Origin of the sequence: Delftia sp. DLF01 (assembly GCF_014852125.1) — a bacterium.
GTDB lineage: Bacteria > Pseudomonadota > Gammaproteobacteria > Burkholderiales > Burkholderiaceae_C > Comamonas > Comamonas acidovorans.
Map to the genome: position 1 here is coordinate 1,000,565 of NZ_JACVAZ010000003.1, position 15,549 is coordinate 1,016,113.

The 15,549-nt window shown below is 65.1% G+C and carries 13 protein-coding genes and 2 tRNA genes; 3 read left to right on the forward strand and 12 right to left on the reverse strand.

Annotated elements, in window-relative coordinates; all coding sequences use genetic code 11:
• Nucleotides 1-72: 72 nt before the first annotated feature.
• The 7 genes from phaR to IB269_RS19825 all read right to left on the reverse strand — a co-directional run bounded on the left by phaR (nt 73) and on the right by IB269_RS19825 (nt 8,101).
• Complete coding sequence (gene phaR / locus IB269_RS19795; protein WP_043819348.1) at nt 73-612, reverse strand: polyhydroxyalkanoate synthesis repressor PhaR; 540 nt, start codon at nt 610-612, stop codon at nt 73-75.
• A 214-nt stretch (nt 613-826) separates the two neighbouring features.
• Nucleotides 827-903, reverse strand: a tRNA-Val gene (locus IB269_RS19800).
• Nucleotides 904-973: 70 nt separating this feature from the next.
• Nucleotides 974-2,239 (reverse strand): Zn-dependent hydrolase, encoded by a 1,266-nt coding sequence (locus IB269_RS19805; RefSeq protein WP_012204713.1) that lies wholly within the window; start codon nt 2,237-2,239, stop codon nt 974-976.
• A gap of 24 nt (nt 2,240-2,263) precedes the next feature.
• A complete protein-coding gene (gene hydA, locus IB269_RS19810) occupies nt 2,264-3,724 on the reverse strand; it encodes a dihydropyrimidinase (protein ID WP_013803148.1) in 1,461 nt (486 codons plus the stop codon).
• A 30-nt stretch (nt 3,725-3,754) separates the two neighbouring features.
• Nucleotides 3,755-5,248, reverse strand: coding sequence for an NCS1 family nucleobase:cation symporter-1 (locus tag IB269_RS19815; protein ID WP_013803149.1), 1,494 nt, complete (start codon nt 5,246-5,248; stop codon nt 3,755-3,757).
• A 131-nt stretch (nt 5,249-5,379) separates the two neighbouring features.
• Nucleotides 5,380-6,699 carry an NAD-dependent dihydropyrimidine dehydrogenase subunit PreA gene (preA, locus tag IB269_RS19820; protein ID WP_192368062.1) on the reverse strand — a complete coding sequence of 440 codons (1,320 nt, stop codon included), beginning with the start codon at nt 6,697-6,699 and terminating at the stop codon, nt 5,380-5,382.
• Nucleotides 6,700-6,733: 34 nt separating this feature from the next.
• Nucleotides 6,734-8,101, reverse strand: coding sequence for an NAD(P)-dependent oxidoreductase (locus tag IB269_RS19825; RefSeq protein ID WP_192368063.1), 1,368 nt, complete (start codon nt 8,099-8,101; stop codon nt 6,734-6,736).
• Between the two features lie 324 nt (nt 8,102-8,425).
• Between IB269_RS19825 and IB269_RS19830 the strand changes: the two genes are divergently transcribed.
• Nucleotides 8,426-9,106: a TetR/AcrR family transcriptional regulator gene (locus IB269_RS19830; RefSeq protein WP_013803152.1), complete on the forward strand. Its 681-nt coding sequence runs from the start codon at nt 8,426-8,428 to the stop codon at nt 9,104-9,106.
• 4 nt (nt 9,107-9,110) lie between these two features.
• A complete protein-coding gene (gene speG, locus IB269_RS19835) occupies nt 9,111-9,641 on the forward strand; it encodes a spermidine N1-acetyltransferase (RefSeq protein ID WP_012204707.1) in 531 nt (176 codons plus the stop codon).
• A gap of 10 nt (nt 9,642-9,651) precedes the next feature.
• On the opposite strand, the gene IB269_RS19840 is transcribed toward speG, so the two are convergent.
• The 4 genes from IB269_RS19840 to IB269_RS19855 form a co-directional block, all read right to left on the reverse strand.
• Nucleotides 9,652-10,065: a DUF1801 domain-containing protein gene (locus IB269_RS19840; RefSeq protein WP_192368064.1), complete on the reverse strand. Its 414-nt coding sequence runs from the start codon at nt 10,063-10,065 to the stop codon at nt 9,652-9,654.
• 130 nt (nt 10,066-10,195) lie between these two features.
• Nucleotides 10,196-10,272 (reverse strand) — tRNA-Val (locus tag IB269_RS19845).
• 67 nt (nt 10,273-10,339) lie between these two features.
• Entirely contained in the window at nt 10,340-12,589 is a 2,250-nt protein-coding gene (locus IB269_RS19850; protein WP_013803154.1) for a RelA/SpoT family protein, read from the reverse strand.
• The gene (locus IB269_RS19855; protein WP_192368211.1) at nt 12,586-13,599 is read right to left on the reverse strand and encodes an alpha/beta fold hydrolase; all 1,014 of its coding nucleotides are present in this window, start codon (nt 13,597-13,599) and stop codon (nt 12,586-12,588) included. The genes IB269_RS19850 and IB269_RS19855 overlap by 4 nt, the downstream gene beginning before the upstream one ends.
• 69 nt (nt 13,600-13,668) lie before the next feature.
• Between IB269_RS19855 and IB269_RS19860 the strand changes: the two genes are divergently transcribed.
• Nucleotides 13,669-14,463 carry a 3-hydroxybutyrate dehydrogenase gene (locus tag IB269_RS19860; protein ID WP_012204702.1) on the forward strand — a complete coding sequence of 265 codons (795 nt, stop codon included), beginning with the start codon at nt 13,669-13,671 and terminating at the stop codon, nt 14,461-14,463.
• A gap of 72 nt (nt 14,464-14,535) precedes the next feature.
• Here IB269_RS19860 and IB269_RS19865 read toward each other — a convergent pair whose 3' ends face one another.
• On the reverse strand, nt 14,536-15,282 hold the full coding sequence (locus tag IB269_RS19865; RefSeq protein WP_192368065.1) for an SIMPL domain-containing protein: 747 nt from the start codon (nt 15,280-15,282) through the stop codon (nt 14,536-14,538).
• Nucleotides 15,283-15,549 lie beyond the last annotated feature (267 nt).

Consider the following 15,549-nt stretch of genomic DNA (forward strand, 5'->3'; position numbering starts at 1 on the left):
GGGTCATAGGGGCGATATTGTCCCAGTTCTGCGAGAACTTGGTAAACCGCCCCTGAACTTATCCCTGCAAGCTCAGCTATTGCGCTTGATCCCGAGCGCACCCAGCATCTGCTCGGTCTGCTTTTGCATCTGGTCCTGCATCTGGGTGAACATGTTCTGCGACTGCTCCATGTAGCTGCTCATCATGTTCTGCATGGCGGGCGGCTGCATGCGCATGAACTGGCTCCAGGCCTCGGGCGAGGTGCCCTGGGCCTGCTCGGCCAGCTTGTTCTGGAAGTCGGTGAACATCTGCACGTTCTTTTCCAGGTAGGAGCCCATGTAGCCCTGCATGGCATGGCCGTAGAAACGGATGATGTTGGCCAGCACGGTCTCGGAGAACATGGGCGCGCCGCCGGCCTCTTCTTCCAGAATGATCTGCAGCAGGATGCTGCGCGTGAGGTCTTCGCCGCTCTTGGCGTCCTTGACCACCACGGGCTCGTTGCTCATCACCAGCTGCTTGACTTCCGTCAGCGTGATGTAGGAGGACGTGTTGGTGTCGTAGAGACGGCGGTTGGGGTATTTCTTGATCACGCGCTGGGCGCTGGGGGCGGCGGCTGTTGTCGTCTCTTGCATTGCAATGCTTCTCCTCTTGTACGTGCTTGTACGGGCAATTGATCTATTGCACTGCAACAGATTCTAGGCAGCGCACACAGCACCTGGCGCAGCAGTAACCCTGATGGTGATCAACGCATGCGACAGAGCGAATGGCTGCCTTGCCGCCGTCCGGGCAAAAAAAAATCCCGCTTGAAGCGGGATTTTCTGCAGCCCCTGGTGAGACTGCTTTGTTTGGTAGGCGCGATTGGACTCGAACCAACGACCCCCACCATGTCAAGGTGGTGCTCTAACCAGCTGAGCTACGCGCCTGTCGTTTGTTGAAGCCGCAAGTATAGCAGTGCAAAACAGGGCTTCCGGGCAAGTTGCGCAGTTTTTCCGATCACAGCACCCTGGCGCGTTCCAGCATGGCGTGCATCAGCACATTGCAGCCTGCGGTGATGTCCGCGGGCGTGGCGTCCTCGATCTCGTTGTGGCTGATGCCGTCCTTGCAGGGGATGAACACCATGCCGGCCGGTGCCAGCCGCGCCATGTAGACCGCATCATGCCCGGCGCCCGAGACGACGGGCATGTGCGAGTAGCCCAGGGCCTTGGCGGCGCGCGCCACCGCATCCACGCAGTCGGCATGGAAGGGTTGGGCGGGGTAGCTGGACACCAGGTTGATCGCTATGGGCAGACCCGTTTCCCGGCTGATGCGGTCGGCCACGGCGCGGATGTCGGCGTCCATGGCTTCGCAGTCGGCATCGGTGGCGTTGCGCAGGTCGATGCTGAATTTGACCTGCCCCGGGATCACGTTGCGGCTGTTGGGATGGACCTGCACCATGCCCACGGTGCCGCGCCCGTGCGGCGGATGGCGGTGGGCGCAGGCCACCACTTCCTGCATGAGCTGCGCGGCGGCCTGCAGCGCATCCTTGCGCAGGGCCATGGGCGTGGGGCCGGCATGGGCCTCCATGCCCGTGACCACGCAGTCGTACCAGCGGATGCCCAGCACGCCGGTGACCACGCCAATGGTCCTGGCGTTGTCCTCCAGCACCGGGCCCTGCTCGATGTGGGACTCGAAGTAGGCGCCGATCGGGTGGTCGCCCGGCTCCTGGCTGCCCACATAGCCGATGCGCTCGAGCTCGCCCTTGACGGTCTTGCCTTCGGAGTCGGTGGCTGCATAGGCATGCTCCAGCGTGAAGGCCTTGGCGAACACGCCCGAGCCCATCATCACCGGCACGAAGCGCGAGCCTTCCTCGTTCGTCCAGAAGGCCACCTCGATGGGCGCTTCGGTCTCGATGCCGTGGTCGTTGAGCGTGCGCACCACCTCCAGCCCCGCCAGCACGCCGTAGTTGCCGTCGAACTTGCCGCCCGTGGGCTGGGTGTCGATGTGGCTGCCCGTCATGATGGGCGGCAGGCTGTTGTCGCGCCCGGGCCGGCGCATGAAGCCGTTGCCGATCTTGTCGATGGTCACCGTCATGCCCGCCTCGCGCGCCCAGCGGGTCACCAGATCACGGCCCTGGCGGTCCAGGTCGGTCAGCGTCAGGCGGCAGACGCCGCCCTTGGGCGTGGCGCCGATCTGCGCCAGCTCCATGAGTGAATCCCACAGCCGGCTTCCGTTGACGCGCAGCTGCGCGATGTCCTGCTTCACTTGGGTATCTGTATCCATTGCGGTCTCCTTGTCATGCGGGCTTCAGCGCGCCACGGCCGTGGGCTGCAGCGTGGCGGCGCGGCGCTGCACCGCGTCGAAGTTGGGGCCGAAGGCCGGGCGCTTGATATAGCGCCCCTTGCCCATCTCGGCGCGCAGATCGCCCTGCGCATAGGCCACCACGCCCTGGCTGATGGTGTGGCTGGGCATGCCCTGCACAGTGCGCCCCTCGAAGATGTTGTAGTCGCCCTTGGAATGCTGGGTCTTGACTGACAGGGTGTGGGTGGCGGCAGGGTCCCAGACGACCAGATCGGCATCGGCCCCCACGCCGACCAGGCCCTTGCGCGGATAGATGTTGAACAGCCGGGCAGTGTTGGCCGAGGTGATGGCCACGAATTCGCTGGGCGTCAGCCGGCCGGTGTTCACGCCCGCATCCCAGATCACGGCCAGGCGCTCTTCCACGCCGCCGGTGCCGTTGGGGATCTTGGCGAAGTTGTCCCGGCCCATGGCTTTCTGCGCGGCGCAGAAGGTGCAATGGTCGGTGGCCGTGGTGTGCAGCTGGCCCGACTGCAGGCCCTGCCACAAGGCCTCCTGGTGGCCCTTGGCGCGGAAGGGCGGGCTCATCACGTGGGCGGCGGCCTTGGCGAAGTCGGGGTCGCGGTACACGCTTTCGTCGATCACCAGATGGCCGGCCAGCACCTCGCCATACACACGCTGGCCGCGCGCTCGGGCAGCGGCAATGGCCTGCGCCGCCTCGGTGCAGCTGACGTGCACCACGTAGATGGGCACGCCCAGCACGCCGGCGATGGCGATGGCGCGGTTGGCCGCCTCGGCCTCCACCATGGGCGGACGGGCCAGCGGATGGCCCTCGGGCCCGGTGATGCCCATCTTGGCCACTTCCTGCTGCAGCAGGTAGACCAGCTCGCCGTTTTCGGCATGCACCGTGGGCATGGCGCCCAGCTCCAGCGCGCGCTTGAAGCTGTTCACCAGGGTTTCGTCGTCGCACATGATGGCATTCTTGTAGGCCATGAAGTGCTTGAAGCTGTTGATGCCCTCCTCGCGCACCAGCGTGCCCATATCGGCATGGACGCTGTCGCTCCACCAGGTGACGGCCACGTGGAAGGAGTAGTCGGCCGCAGCCTTCTCGGCCCAGCCACGCCATTTGCGGTAGGCGTCCAGCAGCGGCTCCTGCGGATCGGGAATGACGAAATCGATGATGCTGGTGGTGCCACCGGCCAGCGCCGCCGCCGTGCCGGTGTAGAAGTCATCGGCCGTGACCGTGCCCATGAAGGGCAGCTGCATGTGGGTGTGCGGATCGATGCCGCCGGGCATGACGAACTGCCCCGAGGCATCGATCACCTGCGCCCCGGCCGGCACCAGGGCCGCCACATCCGGCCCCACGGCCGCAATCGCCCCATCCACACACAGCACATCGGCCTTCTCCTGCCGGTCTGCATTCACCACCGTGCCGCCACGCACCCATACCGAACCCTGTGATTGACCCATAGCGTCATGCCTCCTGTTGGTTGGTCCGGCCTATGCCTTGCTCAGCGCGGGTGCGCCCTTGGTCACCTGGCCTGCCATGCCGATGCGGTAGACCACGCCGGCAATGAACAGGCCGATGAACCATGCGTAGTCATAGGCATGCTTGAAGAAATCACCCACGTTCGGGAATGCAGCGGGGAACGCCGCGTGCAGGAAGCCGGGCAGGTTGGGCGCCACGCCCAGGGCGAAGGCCGCCACGGCCACCCAGTTCCAGCCGTTGGAGTAGCGGTAGACGCCCTCTTCCCTGTACAGGTCTTCCACCACCAGCTGCTTTTTGCGCACCAGGAAGTAGTCCACCATCAGAATGCCCGCGATCGGCCCCAGCAGGGCCGAGTAGCCGATCAGCCAGGTGAAGATGTAGCCCTCGGTCGATTCCAGAATCTTCCAGGGCATCATCACGATGGCAATGGCCACCGTCATGTAGCCACCCACGCGGTAGCTGATCTTCTTGGGCGCCAGGGCGGAGAAGTCATAGGCCGGCCCGACCAGGTTGGCCGCCAGGTTCACGCTCACGGTGTCGATCAGCAGCACGATCAGCGCGATCAGAACGGCCGCGCCCGTCATGCGGCTGGCGACATCGACGGGGTCCCACAGGGCCTTGCCGTAGATCACCACGGTGCCCGATGTCACCACCACCGCCAGCATGGCCAGCAGCCCCATGGGCACCGGCAGGCCGATGGCCTGGCCCACGACCTGATCCTTCTGCGACTTGGCAAAGCGCGTGAAGTCCGGAATGTTCAAGGCCAGCGTGGCCCAGAAGCCCACCATGGCCGTCAGCGACGGCCAGAACACCGACATGAACTGGCCCGCCTTGGGGCCGCCCGGCGCGTACTGCGAAGGCTGCTCCATGATGGGGCCGAAGCCGCCGGCCTTCTGGTAGACCCAGCCCAGCAGCACGAAGCAGATCAGGATCTTGAGCGGCGCAGTCCAGGTCTCCAGCTTGCGGATGGACTCTATGCCATGCACCACGAAGTAGAACTGGATCGCCCAGAACACCAGAAAGCACACCAGCTGCCCCACATTGATGCCCAGGCCCGCGATCTTCTCGCCTTCCAGCGGATGGCCCAGCAGCACGCCCAGCAGGGTGTAGATCATCATGCCGCCGAACCAGGTCTGGATGCCGTACCAGCCACAGGCCACCAGGGCCCGCAGCAAGGCCGGCAGCTTGGCGCCATGGGTGCCGAACGAGGCACGGGCCAGCACGGCAAAGGGAATGCCGTACCTGGCCCCGGCATGGCCGATGAGCAGCATGGGAATCAGCACGATGAGATTGCCAAGGAACACCGTCATCACCGCCTGCGACCACGACATTCCGTTCGTGATCATGCTGGCGGCCAAGGTGTATGCCGGGATGCACATCACCATGCCTATCCACAGGGCGGCGAAGTGGTACCAGGTCCAGGTGCGCTGGCTAGGCAGCGTGGGTGCGAGGTCGTGGTTCCACAGGCTGCCTGTGGACTCACCGGAATGCGGGGCATGCGACATTGCGAAGCTCCTTCTCGAAAAGAGAAATCACCAATCCATTGCTGATCCAGGGTCTGACCTTTTCCATCAAGCGCATTTCGTGCCAGGTCGGCCCGGATCCGGGCCGTGCGCCGACCTGCCGCAATGCCCCTCTAGCCCTGCGCCGTCACGGCCTGGCGCATGGGGTTGTTCGGATGCGTGGTCCAGTTCGCATACTCCCCGGTGACCGTCTGGCCGGTGCGGGGGTCCACCTCGCCCGGCTGCAGGCTGCGCATGGTGATGCACTCGGGCACGGGGCAGATGGACACGCACAGGTTGCAGCCCACGCATTCGGTGTCATCCACCTCGAACCGGCGCACACCGCCCTCCTTGCTGAAGGTGATGGCCTGGTGGGAGGTGTCCTCGCAGGCCACATGGCAGCGCCCGCACTGGATGCAGCTGTCCTGGTTGATGACGGCCTTGTCGATGTGGTTGAGGTTGAGGTCCTTCCAGTCCCTGACCGTGGGCACGGCCCGGCCCTGGAAGTCCTCGATGCGCGCAAAGCCGTGCGCGTCCATGTAGTTGGACAGCCCGTCGCACATGTCCTGCACGATGCGAAAGCCGTAGACCATGGCCGCCGTGCACACCTGGACATTGCCGCATCCCAGCGCAATGTATTCGGCCGCGTCCTTCCAGGTGGTGATGCCCCCGATCCCCGAGATGGGCAGGCCCGCCGTCTGCGGGTCGCGCGCGATCTCGGCCACCATGTTCTGGGCGATGGGCTTCACGGCCGGGCCGCAGTAGCCGCCGTGCGAGCCCTGGCCGTCGGTGCTGGGGTGCATGACCAGGGTGTCCAGGTTCACGCCCATCAGCGAGTTGATGGTGTTGATCAGGGACACCGCATCCGCGCCGCCGGCCTTGGCCGCCCGCGCCGGAAAGCGCACGTCGGTGATGTTGGGCGTGAGCTTCACGATCACGGGCAGCCGGCTGTACTGCTTGCACCACTGCGTGACCATCTGGATGTACTCGGGCACCTGGCCCACGGCCGCGCCCATGCCGCGCTCGCTCATGCCGTGCGGGCAGCCGAAGTTCAGCTCCAGCCCGTCGGCGCCGGTGCCCTCCACCATGGGCAGGATGCGCTTCCAGCTTTCCTCCACGCAGGGCACCATCAGCGAGGCGATCAGCGCGCGGTCAGGCCAGGCCTTTTTCACGCGGGTCATCTCCTCCAGGTTGGTGCGCAGCGGCCGGTCGGTGATCAGCTCGATGTTGTTCAGGCCCATCACGCGCCGGTCCTGCGCCATGAGGGTGGAGTAGCGCGGCCCGTTCACGTTGACCACATGCGGGTCCTCGCCCAGCGTCTTCCACACCACGCCGCCCCAGCCGGCCTCGAATGCGCGGGTGACGTTGATCTCCTTGTCCGTGGGCGGTGCCGAGGCCAGCCAGAACGGATTGGGGCTGGAAATGCCCAGAAAGCGGCTGCTGATGTCTGCCATGTCGATGCTCCTTGAAAAGCGCGGGCACAGCCGCTCAAACCCCGGCCGCCACGGCGCTGGTCAGCGCCTGGTGCATGGCTCGCGCGGCGACCTTGCCGTGCTCCACCGCCTGCACGGTCAGGTCCTGGCCACCGGCGCGGCAGTCGCCGCCGGCCCACACGCGCGGCACGCTCGTGCGGCCTTCGTCGTCGGTGTCGATGCGGCCGTCACGCAAGGCAATGGCCGCGCCCGCCGGCGTGGCGACATAGGTCTGGCCAATGGCCTTGAGCACCATGTCGGCCGGCACGTCGAACACCTCCTGCGTCACCTGCAGCCTGTCGCCCTCCATGCGGGTGCAGGCCATGCGCACGCCGCAGACCTTGCCGTCCTGCACCAGGATCTCCTGGGGCGCAGCCCACAGCCGCAGGTTGACGCCATGGGTCTGCGCCCATTCCTGCTCCACCCAGGAGGCGGACAGCGCATCCTTGCCCCGGCGGTAGAACATGGTGACCTCGTCGGCGCCCAGCAGCCGGGCCTGCACGGATGCATCCACCGCCGTCATGCCACCGCCGATCACCACCACGCGCCGGCCCACCGGCACCGTGGATTTGTCGGCCGCCTGGCGGATGTCGGCAATGAAGTCCACCGCATTGCACAAGCCCTCGGCTTGCGGCTCGGCCGCGCCCAGCGCATTGACGCCCGCCAGGCCCAGGCCGAGAAATACGGCGTCATGCGCCGCCAGCAGCGAATCCAGCGTGAAATCTCGCCCCAGCCGCTGGTTGTTGCGCGGCGTGATACCGCCCACGGACAGCAGCCAGTCGATCTCCTTTTGCGCAAAATCATCGGGAGTCTTGTAGCTGGCCAGGCCGTATTCATTGAGCCCGCCCAGCTTGGGCCGGGCGTCGAACAGCACCACCTCGTGGCCCTGCAGCGCCAGCTGATGGGCGCAGGTCAGGCCGGCAGGGCCAGCTCCGACCACGGCCACCTTGCGGCCCGTGGCGGCGGCACGCTGGAACAGCGGTGCACCATCGGAGGCCATGAAGGCATCGGTCGCATAGCGTTGCAACGCACCAATTTCGACCGGCTTGTCTTCCTGGGTGTTGCGCACGCAGGCCTGCTCGCACAGCTGCTCCGTGGGACAGACGCGGGAGCACATGCCGCCCAGCGGGTTGGCCGTCAGGATCTCGCGCGCCGCGCCACGGACGTTGTCCTGGGCGATGCGGGCAATGAAGGCTGGCACATCGATGCTGGTGGGGCAGGCCGTGGTGCACGGCGCGTCATAGCAGTAGTAGCAGCGCTCGGCCTCGATCAAGGCCTGGGCGCGGTTCAGCGCGGGATGGGCGTCGGAGAAATTGGCCGCGTAATCGGCCAGGTTCAGTCGGCCGGCGGCAATGCCGCAGGCGCGTTGCGCGGAGCTATCCATGGTGCATCCTCCAGAGTCAGGATTGAGGGCGTGAAAGGGGCCGCGGCATGCAGGTGCACGCCAGGCCATCTCGGACAACGCAAGGCGGGCCGCAGGAAGGACTCCTGAACGGCCCCGGATCCAACAACACAGTCTTCGGAGGTTTCATCGTGGTCCTCGCATGTGTGAGTGACGCCTCTTGTCGGGCGCACTGGGGGTGGAACGGAATTTACGCGGGTGAAAAAATTTACCAATCAGTAAAATCACCCAGAAAGTCGTCAGCAAGAAAGATGCCAGACAATCGCACCAAAATGGCGCCACTTATCCCGACTTACCATCTGCGCAATGGCAACCCTTTCTGACAATGCGCCCCCTTCCCTGGCGCGATCGGCCACGCGCAAACCCACGGCTGCACGCCTGCGCAAGGAACTGAACATCCTGCAGACGGCCGAACTGCACTTTGCGCAATACGGCTTCGAAGGCGCATCGCTGGAACTGATCGCGCACGACGCCGGCCTGAGCCGCCACAACCTGCTGTACTACTTCGCCAGCAAGGAGGAGCTGTACCTGCGCGTGCTGGGCGACGTGCTGACGCAGTGGCTGGCCGGCATGTCCGACCTGCTGCGGGGCGACGACCCTGCGGAGGCCCTGCGCATCTACATCCGGGCCAAGCTGCAGTCCTCGCGCGAACGGCCCCATGGCTCCCGTGTCTTCACGCGCGAGGTGATGGCCGGCGCGCCCCGCTTCGGACAGGCCATAGCGAGTCAGGTGGGCCCGGCGCTGGCGGCAGACGTGCAGGCCTTCGAGCGCTGGGTGGCGCAGGGCAAGATTGCCCGCGTGGATTTCACCCACCTGATGTTCATCCTCTGGTCCGTGACCCAGGCCTATGCCGACCAGCAGGCCCAGTTCGCGCTGCTGCTGGGCCGGCCGGAACTGACCGCCGACGACTACGACACGGCGGCCGACCTGATCTACCGGCTGGTAATCCGTGGCCTGCAGCCGGATACCGCGGCTCTCGCACAATGAGCGCATGAATCACAGCATCCGCCTGAGACCCCTGGAGCGCGAAGATCTGCGCTCCGTGCATCTGCTCAACAACAACGCCGCCATCATGCGCTACTGGTTCGAGGAGCCTTACGAGACCTTCGACGAGCTTTCCGCGCTCTACGACGCCCACGTGCACGACCAGACCGAGCGCCGCTTCATCGTCGAGCACCAGGGCGATCGCGCCGGTCTCGTCGAGCTGGTGGAGATCGACCTGATCCATCGGCGCGCCGAGTTCCAGATCATCATCGCCCCCGAGCAGCAAGGCCAGGGCATCGCAGCCCAGGCAACGCGGCTGGCGCTGGACTATGGCTTCAAGACGCTCAACCTGCACAAGATCTTTCTCCATGTGGACCAGGAAAACGAGAAGGCCATCCACATCTACGCGCGCATAGGCTTCGTGCAGGAAGGCGTGCTGATCGACGAGTTCTTCGCCAACGGCCAGTACCGCAACGCCATCCGCATGTACCTGCTGCAAAACGATTACCTGCAGGCACAGGCCGGCATCGGCACCTGAGCGCGGACCTTCATCCTTTCGGCGACCTCTTCCTGGCTGCCGTCTCGTTGAGGGCGGCTGCCTCGCGCACCAAGTCCTTGAACGCTTGCGCATTGATCTCCTCGCCCTCGCGGATATCGATGGCACGGCGCACCTTGCCTTCAAGGCTGGCGTTGAACAGGTGCTGCGGGTCGGCCAGCGATGCGCCTTTGGGAAAGGTGAGCTTCACGGCCGATTGGTAGGCCTCGCCCGTGCACAGAATGCCGCTGCACGACCAGACCGGCACCGACCATTTCCACTCTTCCACCGCGTCCGGAAGCGCTTGCACGAAGAGCCGGCGCACATGCGCCAGCACCTCGCCGCGCCAGTCGCCCAGCTCGGCAATGCGCTGGTTGATCAATGCGCTGGCCGACGCGGCCGCCTCGGGCGAAACTGTCTTGATCATCCATGTCTCCCAAAGTGATGCATGTTCGATCACAAGACAGGCCAAGGCAAGACCACAGGGAGAACGCACAAACAAAAAAGCCTTCTGAGTGATCAGAAGGCTTTTTGCATTCCATCTGGCAATGGAAAATTGGTAGGCGCGATTGGACTCGAACCAACGACCCCCACCATGTCAAGGTGGTGCTCTAACCAGCTGAGCTACGCGCCTGTGTTTGTTCGAGAAAGCGATTCTAGCACGGCTTTTTCAGCCTCCAGGCAAAAATGCCTGAACATGATCAACGCCGCCGCGCCGAACGCACGCCCGCCACGGCGGCCACGATGCCCAGCACCTTGCTCAGGCGGCCCGAATCGGCCACCTCCACGGTGAAGGTCATCCAGGCCGTTCCCTTGACGGACTGGGTCTGCACGCCAATGACATTGGTCTTTTCGCGCGCAAAGACTTCCGAGATATCGCGCAGCAGGCCCTGCCGGTCGGCTGCCTCCACGGACACATCGACCGGGTAGACGGCCGAGGCCACGGTGGCCGCCTTGGGCTGGCCCCAGGCCACGTCGATCACGCGCTCGGAATTGCGCGCCGCCATCTCGCGGAAGTTGGAGCAGTCGGAGCGGTGCACGCTCACGCCCTTGCCGCGCGTGACGAAGCCCCGGATGTCGTCCGGCGGCGCAGGCTTGCAGCACTTGGCCAGCTGGGTCATCAGCGAGTCAACGCCAACGACCAGCACGCCGCCCTTGGGCGAGTCCGTGCCGCGCGCCTTGCGCACGAGGGTGAATTCCTCGGGTTCTTCCTCCACCTCGGCGGGCCGCAGCACGGTCTCGATGTTGCGCAGCGAGTACTCGTCCTTGCCGACGACCTCGAACAGCGCATCTGCCGACTTGAAGCCCAGCTGCACCGCCAGCTCCTCCAGCTTGACGGCGGTCTTGCCCTCGCGCTGCAGCAGCTTTTCGACGGCCTCCCGGCCGCGCGCGACGGTCTCGTGCGTGGCCTGGGCATTGAACCAGGCGCGCACCTTGGCCTTGGCACGGTTGCTGGTCAGATAGCCCAGGTCGGCATTGAGCCAGTCGCGCGAGGGGCGGCCTTCCTTGACTGTGGTGATTTCCACGGTCTGGCCGTTTTGCAGCGGCGTGTTCAGGGGCACCATGGCGCCGTCCACGCGCGCGCCACGGCAGCGGTGACCCAGGCTCGTGTGCACCGAGTAGGCAAAGTCCACCGGCGTTGCACCCTGCGGCAGCTCGATGACGGCCGCGTCGGGCGTGAGCACGTAGATGCGGTCCTCGAACAGGCCGCGATGGTGCGCGCCCGCCAGGTCGCTGCCCCAGGCCAGCAGCTGGCGCAGCACGGCGATCTTGGCGTCGTACTCGCTGCTGGCAGTGACGCCCGCGTATCCCTTGGTGCCCGCCTCCTTGTAGGCCCAGTGGGCGGCCACGCCGTGCTCGGCATGGTCGTGCATGGCCTGGGTGCGGATCTGGATCTCGATGGCACGGCCCGTCTCGTCGCGCACTACGGTGTGCAGCGACTGGTAGCCGTTGGGCTTGGGCTTGGCGATGTAGTCGTCGAACTCCGCCTCGATGGGCGTGAACTGCTCATGCACCCAGGACAGGGTGGCGTAGCAGTCCTTGATCGTGGGCACGACGACACGCATGGCGCGGATGTCGAAGACCTGGTCGAAGTTCAGCGACTTGCCGCGCATCTTCTTGACGATGCTGTAGATGTGCTTGGGCCGGCCCTGCACCGTGGCGCTGATGCTGTGCGCACGCAGATCGGCCTCCAGCCGCGCCCGCATCTGCTCCATGTAGGCCTCGCGCTCCACGCGCTTTTCATCGAGCAGGCGGGCCACTTCACGGTAGGTCTCGGGCTCCAGGAAGCGCAGGGACAGATCTTCCAGTTCCCACTTGATCTGCCAGATGCCCAGCCGGTTGGCCAGCGGCGCGAACACCGTCAGCGCCTCGCGCGCAATACCGGGAGAGACCGGGCGCTTGCTGGCCGCGTAGTAGCGCAGCGTCTGCAGGCGCGAGGCCAGCCGCAGCAGCACGACACGCAGATCGCGCGAGAAGCCCAGCAGCATCTTGCGCACGTTCTCGGTCTGCGTGGCCTCATCGTCCAGATACTGGCCGCCCAGCTCGGCGCCGCGCGCCTGCTGCTGCACGCGCATGAGCTTGTTGGTTTCCACGGCCAGGGTGGCGAAATTCTCGCCAAAAGCCTTGGCGATCACTTCCTGCGGACGATTCAGGTGCACGCTGGCATGCACCAGATAAATCGCCGCCTGCATCGTTTCGGAGCCACCGATGGTCTTGAGGATGGCTGCCACCGCATCGGCATGGGCCATCGTGTTCTCGCCGGACTCCATGGTCTCGGTGGCGATCAGCGGCTCGGCAAAGCTGCGCGCGCGGGCCAGCGCATTGACCTGTTCGGGCAGGGTCTGCGACGTGGCCGTGATCAGGTGCGGCAGAACCGCCGGCACCTGGCCCGGCGCGGCTGCGGCGGGCGAAGGCGCCTGCACGGCGGCCTCGCTGCTGGCGGTCTTCATTCGTCACTCTCCCTGGCCTGCTCGGCAAGATTCATGGTGCTTGGCAAGCGCTCTTCTCCCCATAAGAACCGGCACAGCAAGGCCACCTGCCCTGCTGCGACGAAGGTGGGCGCATGCCCCACCCCTTCAAATTCCACGCAATGCGCCTTCGGGCCGCGCTGCGCCATGGCCTGCGCCGTGGCCGCAGTCAGCAGATCGGACTGCGCACCACGAACTAGCAAGACGCGTGCCTTGATCTGGTCATACAGCTGCCACAGCAGCGCTTCGCCGGCCTGGGCCATCTCGCGCGTCATCTGCTGCAGAGACACTGCAATCTGAGGGTCATAGTGCAAGACAAGGCCGCCATCGGCGGCCGGCCGCATCATAGGTCGCGTCAATCGCAACCATTGCCCTTCGCTATGTGGGCCGAAGCCTTCGGAAATCAAGAGCAGCGCATGGGCTGCCTGTTCAAGATTTTCAAAATGCAGGCCCTTGCCCAGATACTGACCTATGCGCTCCAGGGCAGACCACTCGATGACAGGCCCCACATCGTTGAGCACCAGCCTGCGGATGGGCGCCGGCAGCGGCAGCGGCAGCCCCGGCTGGCCTGCAAGCGCCATGCCGATCAGCCCGCCCATGCTGGTGCCCACCCAATCCAATTGTTCGACAGGCGCCTGCGCATGCACCTGGGCCAGCAAGGCCAGCATGTCGGCTGCGTAAAGAGGCACCTGGTAGGCGGCCGGATCCTGCAGCCAGTCGCTTTCGCCACGCCCGACCACGTCGGGGCAGATCACGCGGGCGCGTTCGCTGAGCCGCTCGGCCAGCACGTCGAAGTCACGCCCCTGGCGCGACAGGCCGTGCACGCAGACCACGACATGGGGATGGTTCGGATCGCCGGTGCGATTCCATTCCCAATAGGCCATGCGGTGCGACGCATTCTCTTGAGCAGCCGGGCTGGCAGTACGGCTCCAGGGTGAGGCACGCCCGGCAACTGCCGGGCAGGATACGTAGTTCAGCGTAGGATGATTCATGGAAACGCATTCGCGGAGCCGGCGCCGATAATGGCTGTGTTGCATCGTACATTCATTCGGAGACTCTCTATGTTGAAAGGCAAGACCGCCCTCGTGACCGGTTCGACCAGCGGAATCGGCCTCGGGATCGCGAAGGCGCTGGCCCGCCAGGGCGCCAATATCGTGCTCAATGGTTTCGGCGATGTGGACGGCCCCCGTGCCGAAGTGCTGGCCGCAGGCCAGGCCGCCGGCGCCCAGGTCGCCTACCACGGTGCCGACATGAGCCGCGTGGCAGACATCGAGGACATGGTCCAGTACAGCGTGCGCAACTTCGGCCAGATCGACATCCTCGTGAACAATGCCGGCATCCAGCACGTGGCACGCGTGGAGGACTTCCCGCCCGAGCGCTGGGATTCCATCATCGCCATCAACCTGTCCAGCGCCTTCCACACCTCGCGCCTGGTCCTGCCCATGATGCAGGCGGCCGATGGCGGCAAGGGCTGGGGCCGCATCATCAACGTGGCTTCGGTGCACGGCCTCGTGGGCTCGGCGCAGAAGTCCGCCTATGTGGCGGCCAAGCACGGCATTGTCGGGCTGACCAAGGTCACGGCCCTGGAGAACGCCACCTCCGGCATCACCTGCAACGCCATCTGCCCCGGCTGGGTGCTGACGCCGCTGGTGCAAAAGCAGGTGGACGCCAAGGCCGAGCAGCACGGCATCAGCAATGAAGAAGCCAAGAAGCTGCTGCTGGGCGAAAAGGAACCCTCGATGCAGTTCACCACGCCCGAGGAGCTTGGCGAGCTGGCCGTGTTCTTCTGCTCGCCCGCCGCAGCCAACGTGCGCGGCGTGGCCTGGAACATGGATGGCGGCTGGGCTGCGCAGTAATCGCGGCCAGACAGGACCACTGCCAAAAAAGGAGCGCCACGGCGCTCCTTTTTTCATGGATGGGTCACCCGGTCAGTACATCTGCACCGAGCCCGACACCTGGACCATCACCTGCGCCTTGCCCGCTTCCACGGACACGGCATCCATTTCCGCGCCGGCGGCCTTGGCGGACATGGCCATCATGCGCGGACGCGGCATGGGCACCGAGGTATCGCTGCTGCTCACGTTGACCTCGCGCAGGCTGTAGTTGGCAAAGCCGAAGCTCTTGGACAGCGTGGTGGCACGCTGCTTGAACTGTTCGATGGCCTTGGCCTGGGCCTCGCCCTCGACCTTTTCACGTGCCTCGCGCGACAGGCCGAAGCCCACTTGCGACAGCGTCATGTCCTGCACCTGGGCCGCCGTCTGCGTGATGCGCGCGAAGTCGCGGCCCTGCAGAAGAATCTCGGCGCGGCCCTGCCAGCCTTCCACCTTGTTGTCCTTGCCATAGCGCGGATAGATGCCGAAGCTGCCGGTGCTCACATCCATCTGGCCCGACTGGGCGCTGCGCTTGGTCACTGCCATGGCGGCCTCGACCACTTTCTGCAGCTGGGACTGGACCGTGGCCGCATCGCGCCCTTCGCGCGTGGCCGACAAGGTGGCGGTCAGCAGGTCCTGCACCACATCCACCGAGCCTTCTGCAGACAACTGCACCACATTGGCCGGCTGTGCCTGCGCCGAGGCGGCGTTCTGCGCCCAGGCACCGCTGGCACAGGCCAGCGCAGTGGCCGCGACCACGGACTTGACCCAGGGGCGGGACAGCTGTTTGGAAAGCTTGCTCATGCGTTCACCCTTTGAAATGAAAGGTAGTTCAGGGATACAACTGCATGCCGCCCTTTCGCTACGGCATGCCGCCAGATGGTGACAGGTGTGGAGCCGTTCAGGCCTATTCGCCCCGTCATTCACAACATTATTGCAACGATAAATGCATCAACGCGGCGAACCCATAGTTAAATATTCTAAAGACACATTTTCCGTTCTAAATTTAAAAGCAACATCTGTAACACACGGCAAAAGTTCGGGGTTTTGACCAGACTTTTCAGCGCAAGC

Coding starts and splice junctions, on each gene's coding strand:
- IB269_RS19815 (WP_013803149.1), bottom strand. CDS start 5,248: ATGTCGCATGCCCCGCATTCCGGTGAGTCCACAGGCAGCCTGTGGAAC.
- hydA (WP_013803148.1), bottom strand. CDS start 3,724: ATGGGTCAATCACAGGGTTCGGTATGGGTGCGTGGCGGCACGGTGGTG.
- IB269_RS19850 (WP_013803154.1), bottom strand. CDS start 12,589: ATGAAGACCGCCAGCAGCGAGGCCGCCGTGCAGGCGCCTTCGCCCGCC.
- IB269_RS19865 (WP_192368065.1), bottom strand. CDS start 15,282: ATGAGCAAGCTTTCCAAACAGCTGTCCCGCCCCTGGGTCAAGTCCGTG.
- IB269_RS19855 (WP_192368211.1), bottom strand. CDS start 13,599: ATGAATCATCCTACGCTGAACTACGTATCCTGCCCGGCAGTTGCCGGG.
- speG (WP_012204707.1), top strand. CDS start 9,111: ATGAATCACAGCATCCGCCTGAGACCCCTGGAGCGCGAAGATCTGCGC.
- IB269_RS19825 (WP_192368063.1), bottom strand. CDS start 8,101: ATGGATAGCTCCGCGCAACGCGCCTGCGGCATTGCCGCCGGCCGACTG.
- IB269_RS19840 (WP_192368064.1), bottom strand. CDS start 10,065: ATGATCAAGACAGTTTCGCCCGAGGCGGCCGCGTCGGCCAGCGCATTG.
- IB269_RS19830 (WP_013803152.1), top strand. CDS start 8,426: ATGGCAACCCTTTCTGACAATGCGCCCCCTTCCCTGGCGCGATCGGCC.
- preA (WP_192368062.1), bottom strand. CDS start 6,699: ATGGCAGACATCAGCAGCCGCTTTCTGGGCATTTCCAGCCCCAATCCG.
- IB269_RS19805 (WP_012204713.1), bottom strand. CDS start 2,239: ATGGATACAGATACCCAAGTGAAGCAGGACATCGCGCAGCTGCGCGTC.
- IB269_RS19860 (WP_012204702.1), top strand. CDS start 13,669: ATGTTGAAAGGCAAGACCGCCCTCGTGACCGGTTCGACCAGCGGAATC.
- phaR (WP_043819348.1), bottom strand. CDS start 612: ATGCAAGAGACGACAACAGCCGCCGCCCCCAGCGCCCAGCGCGTGATC.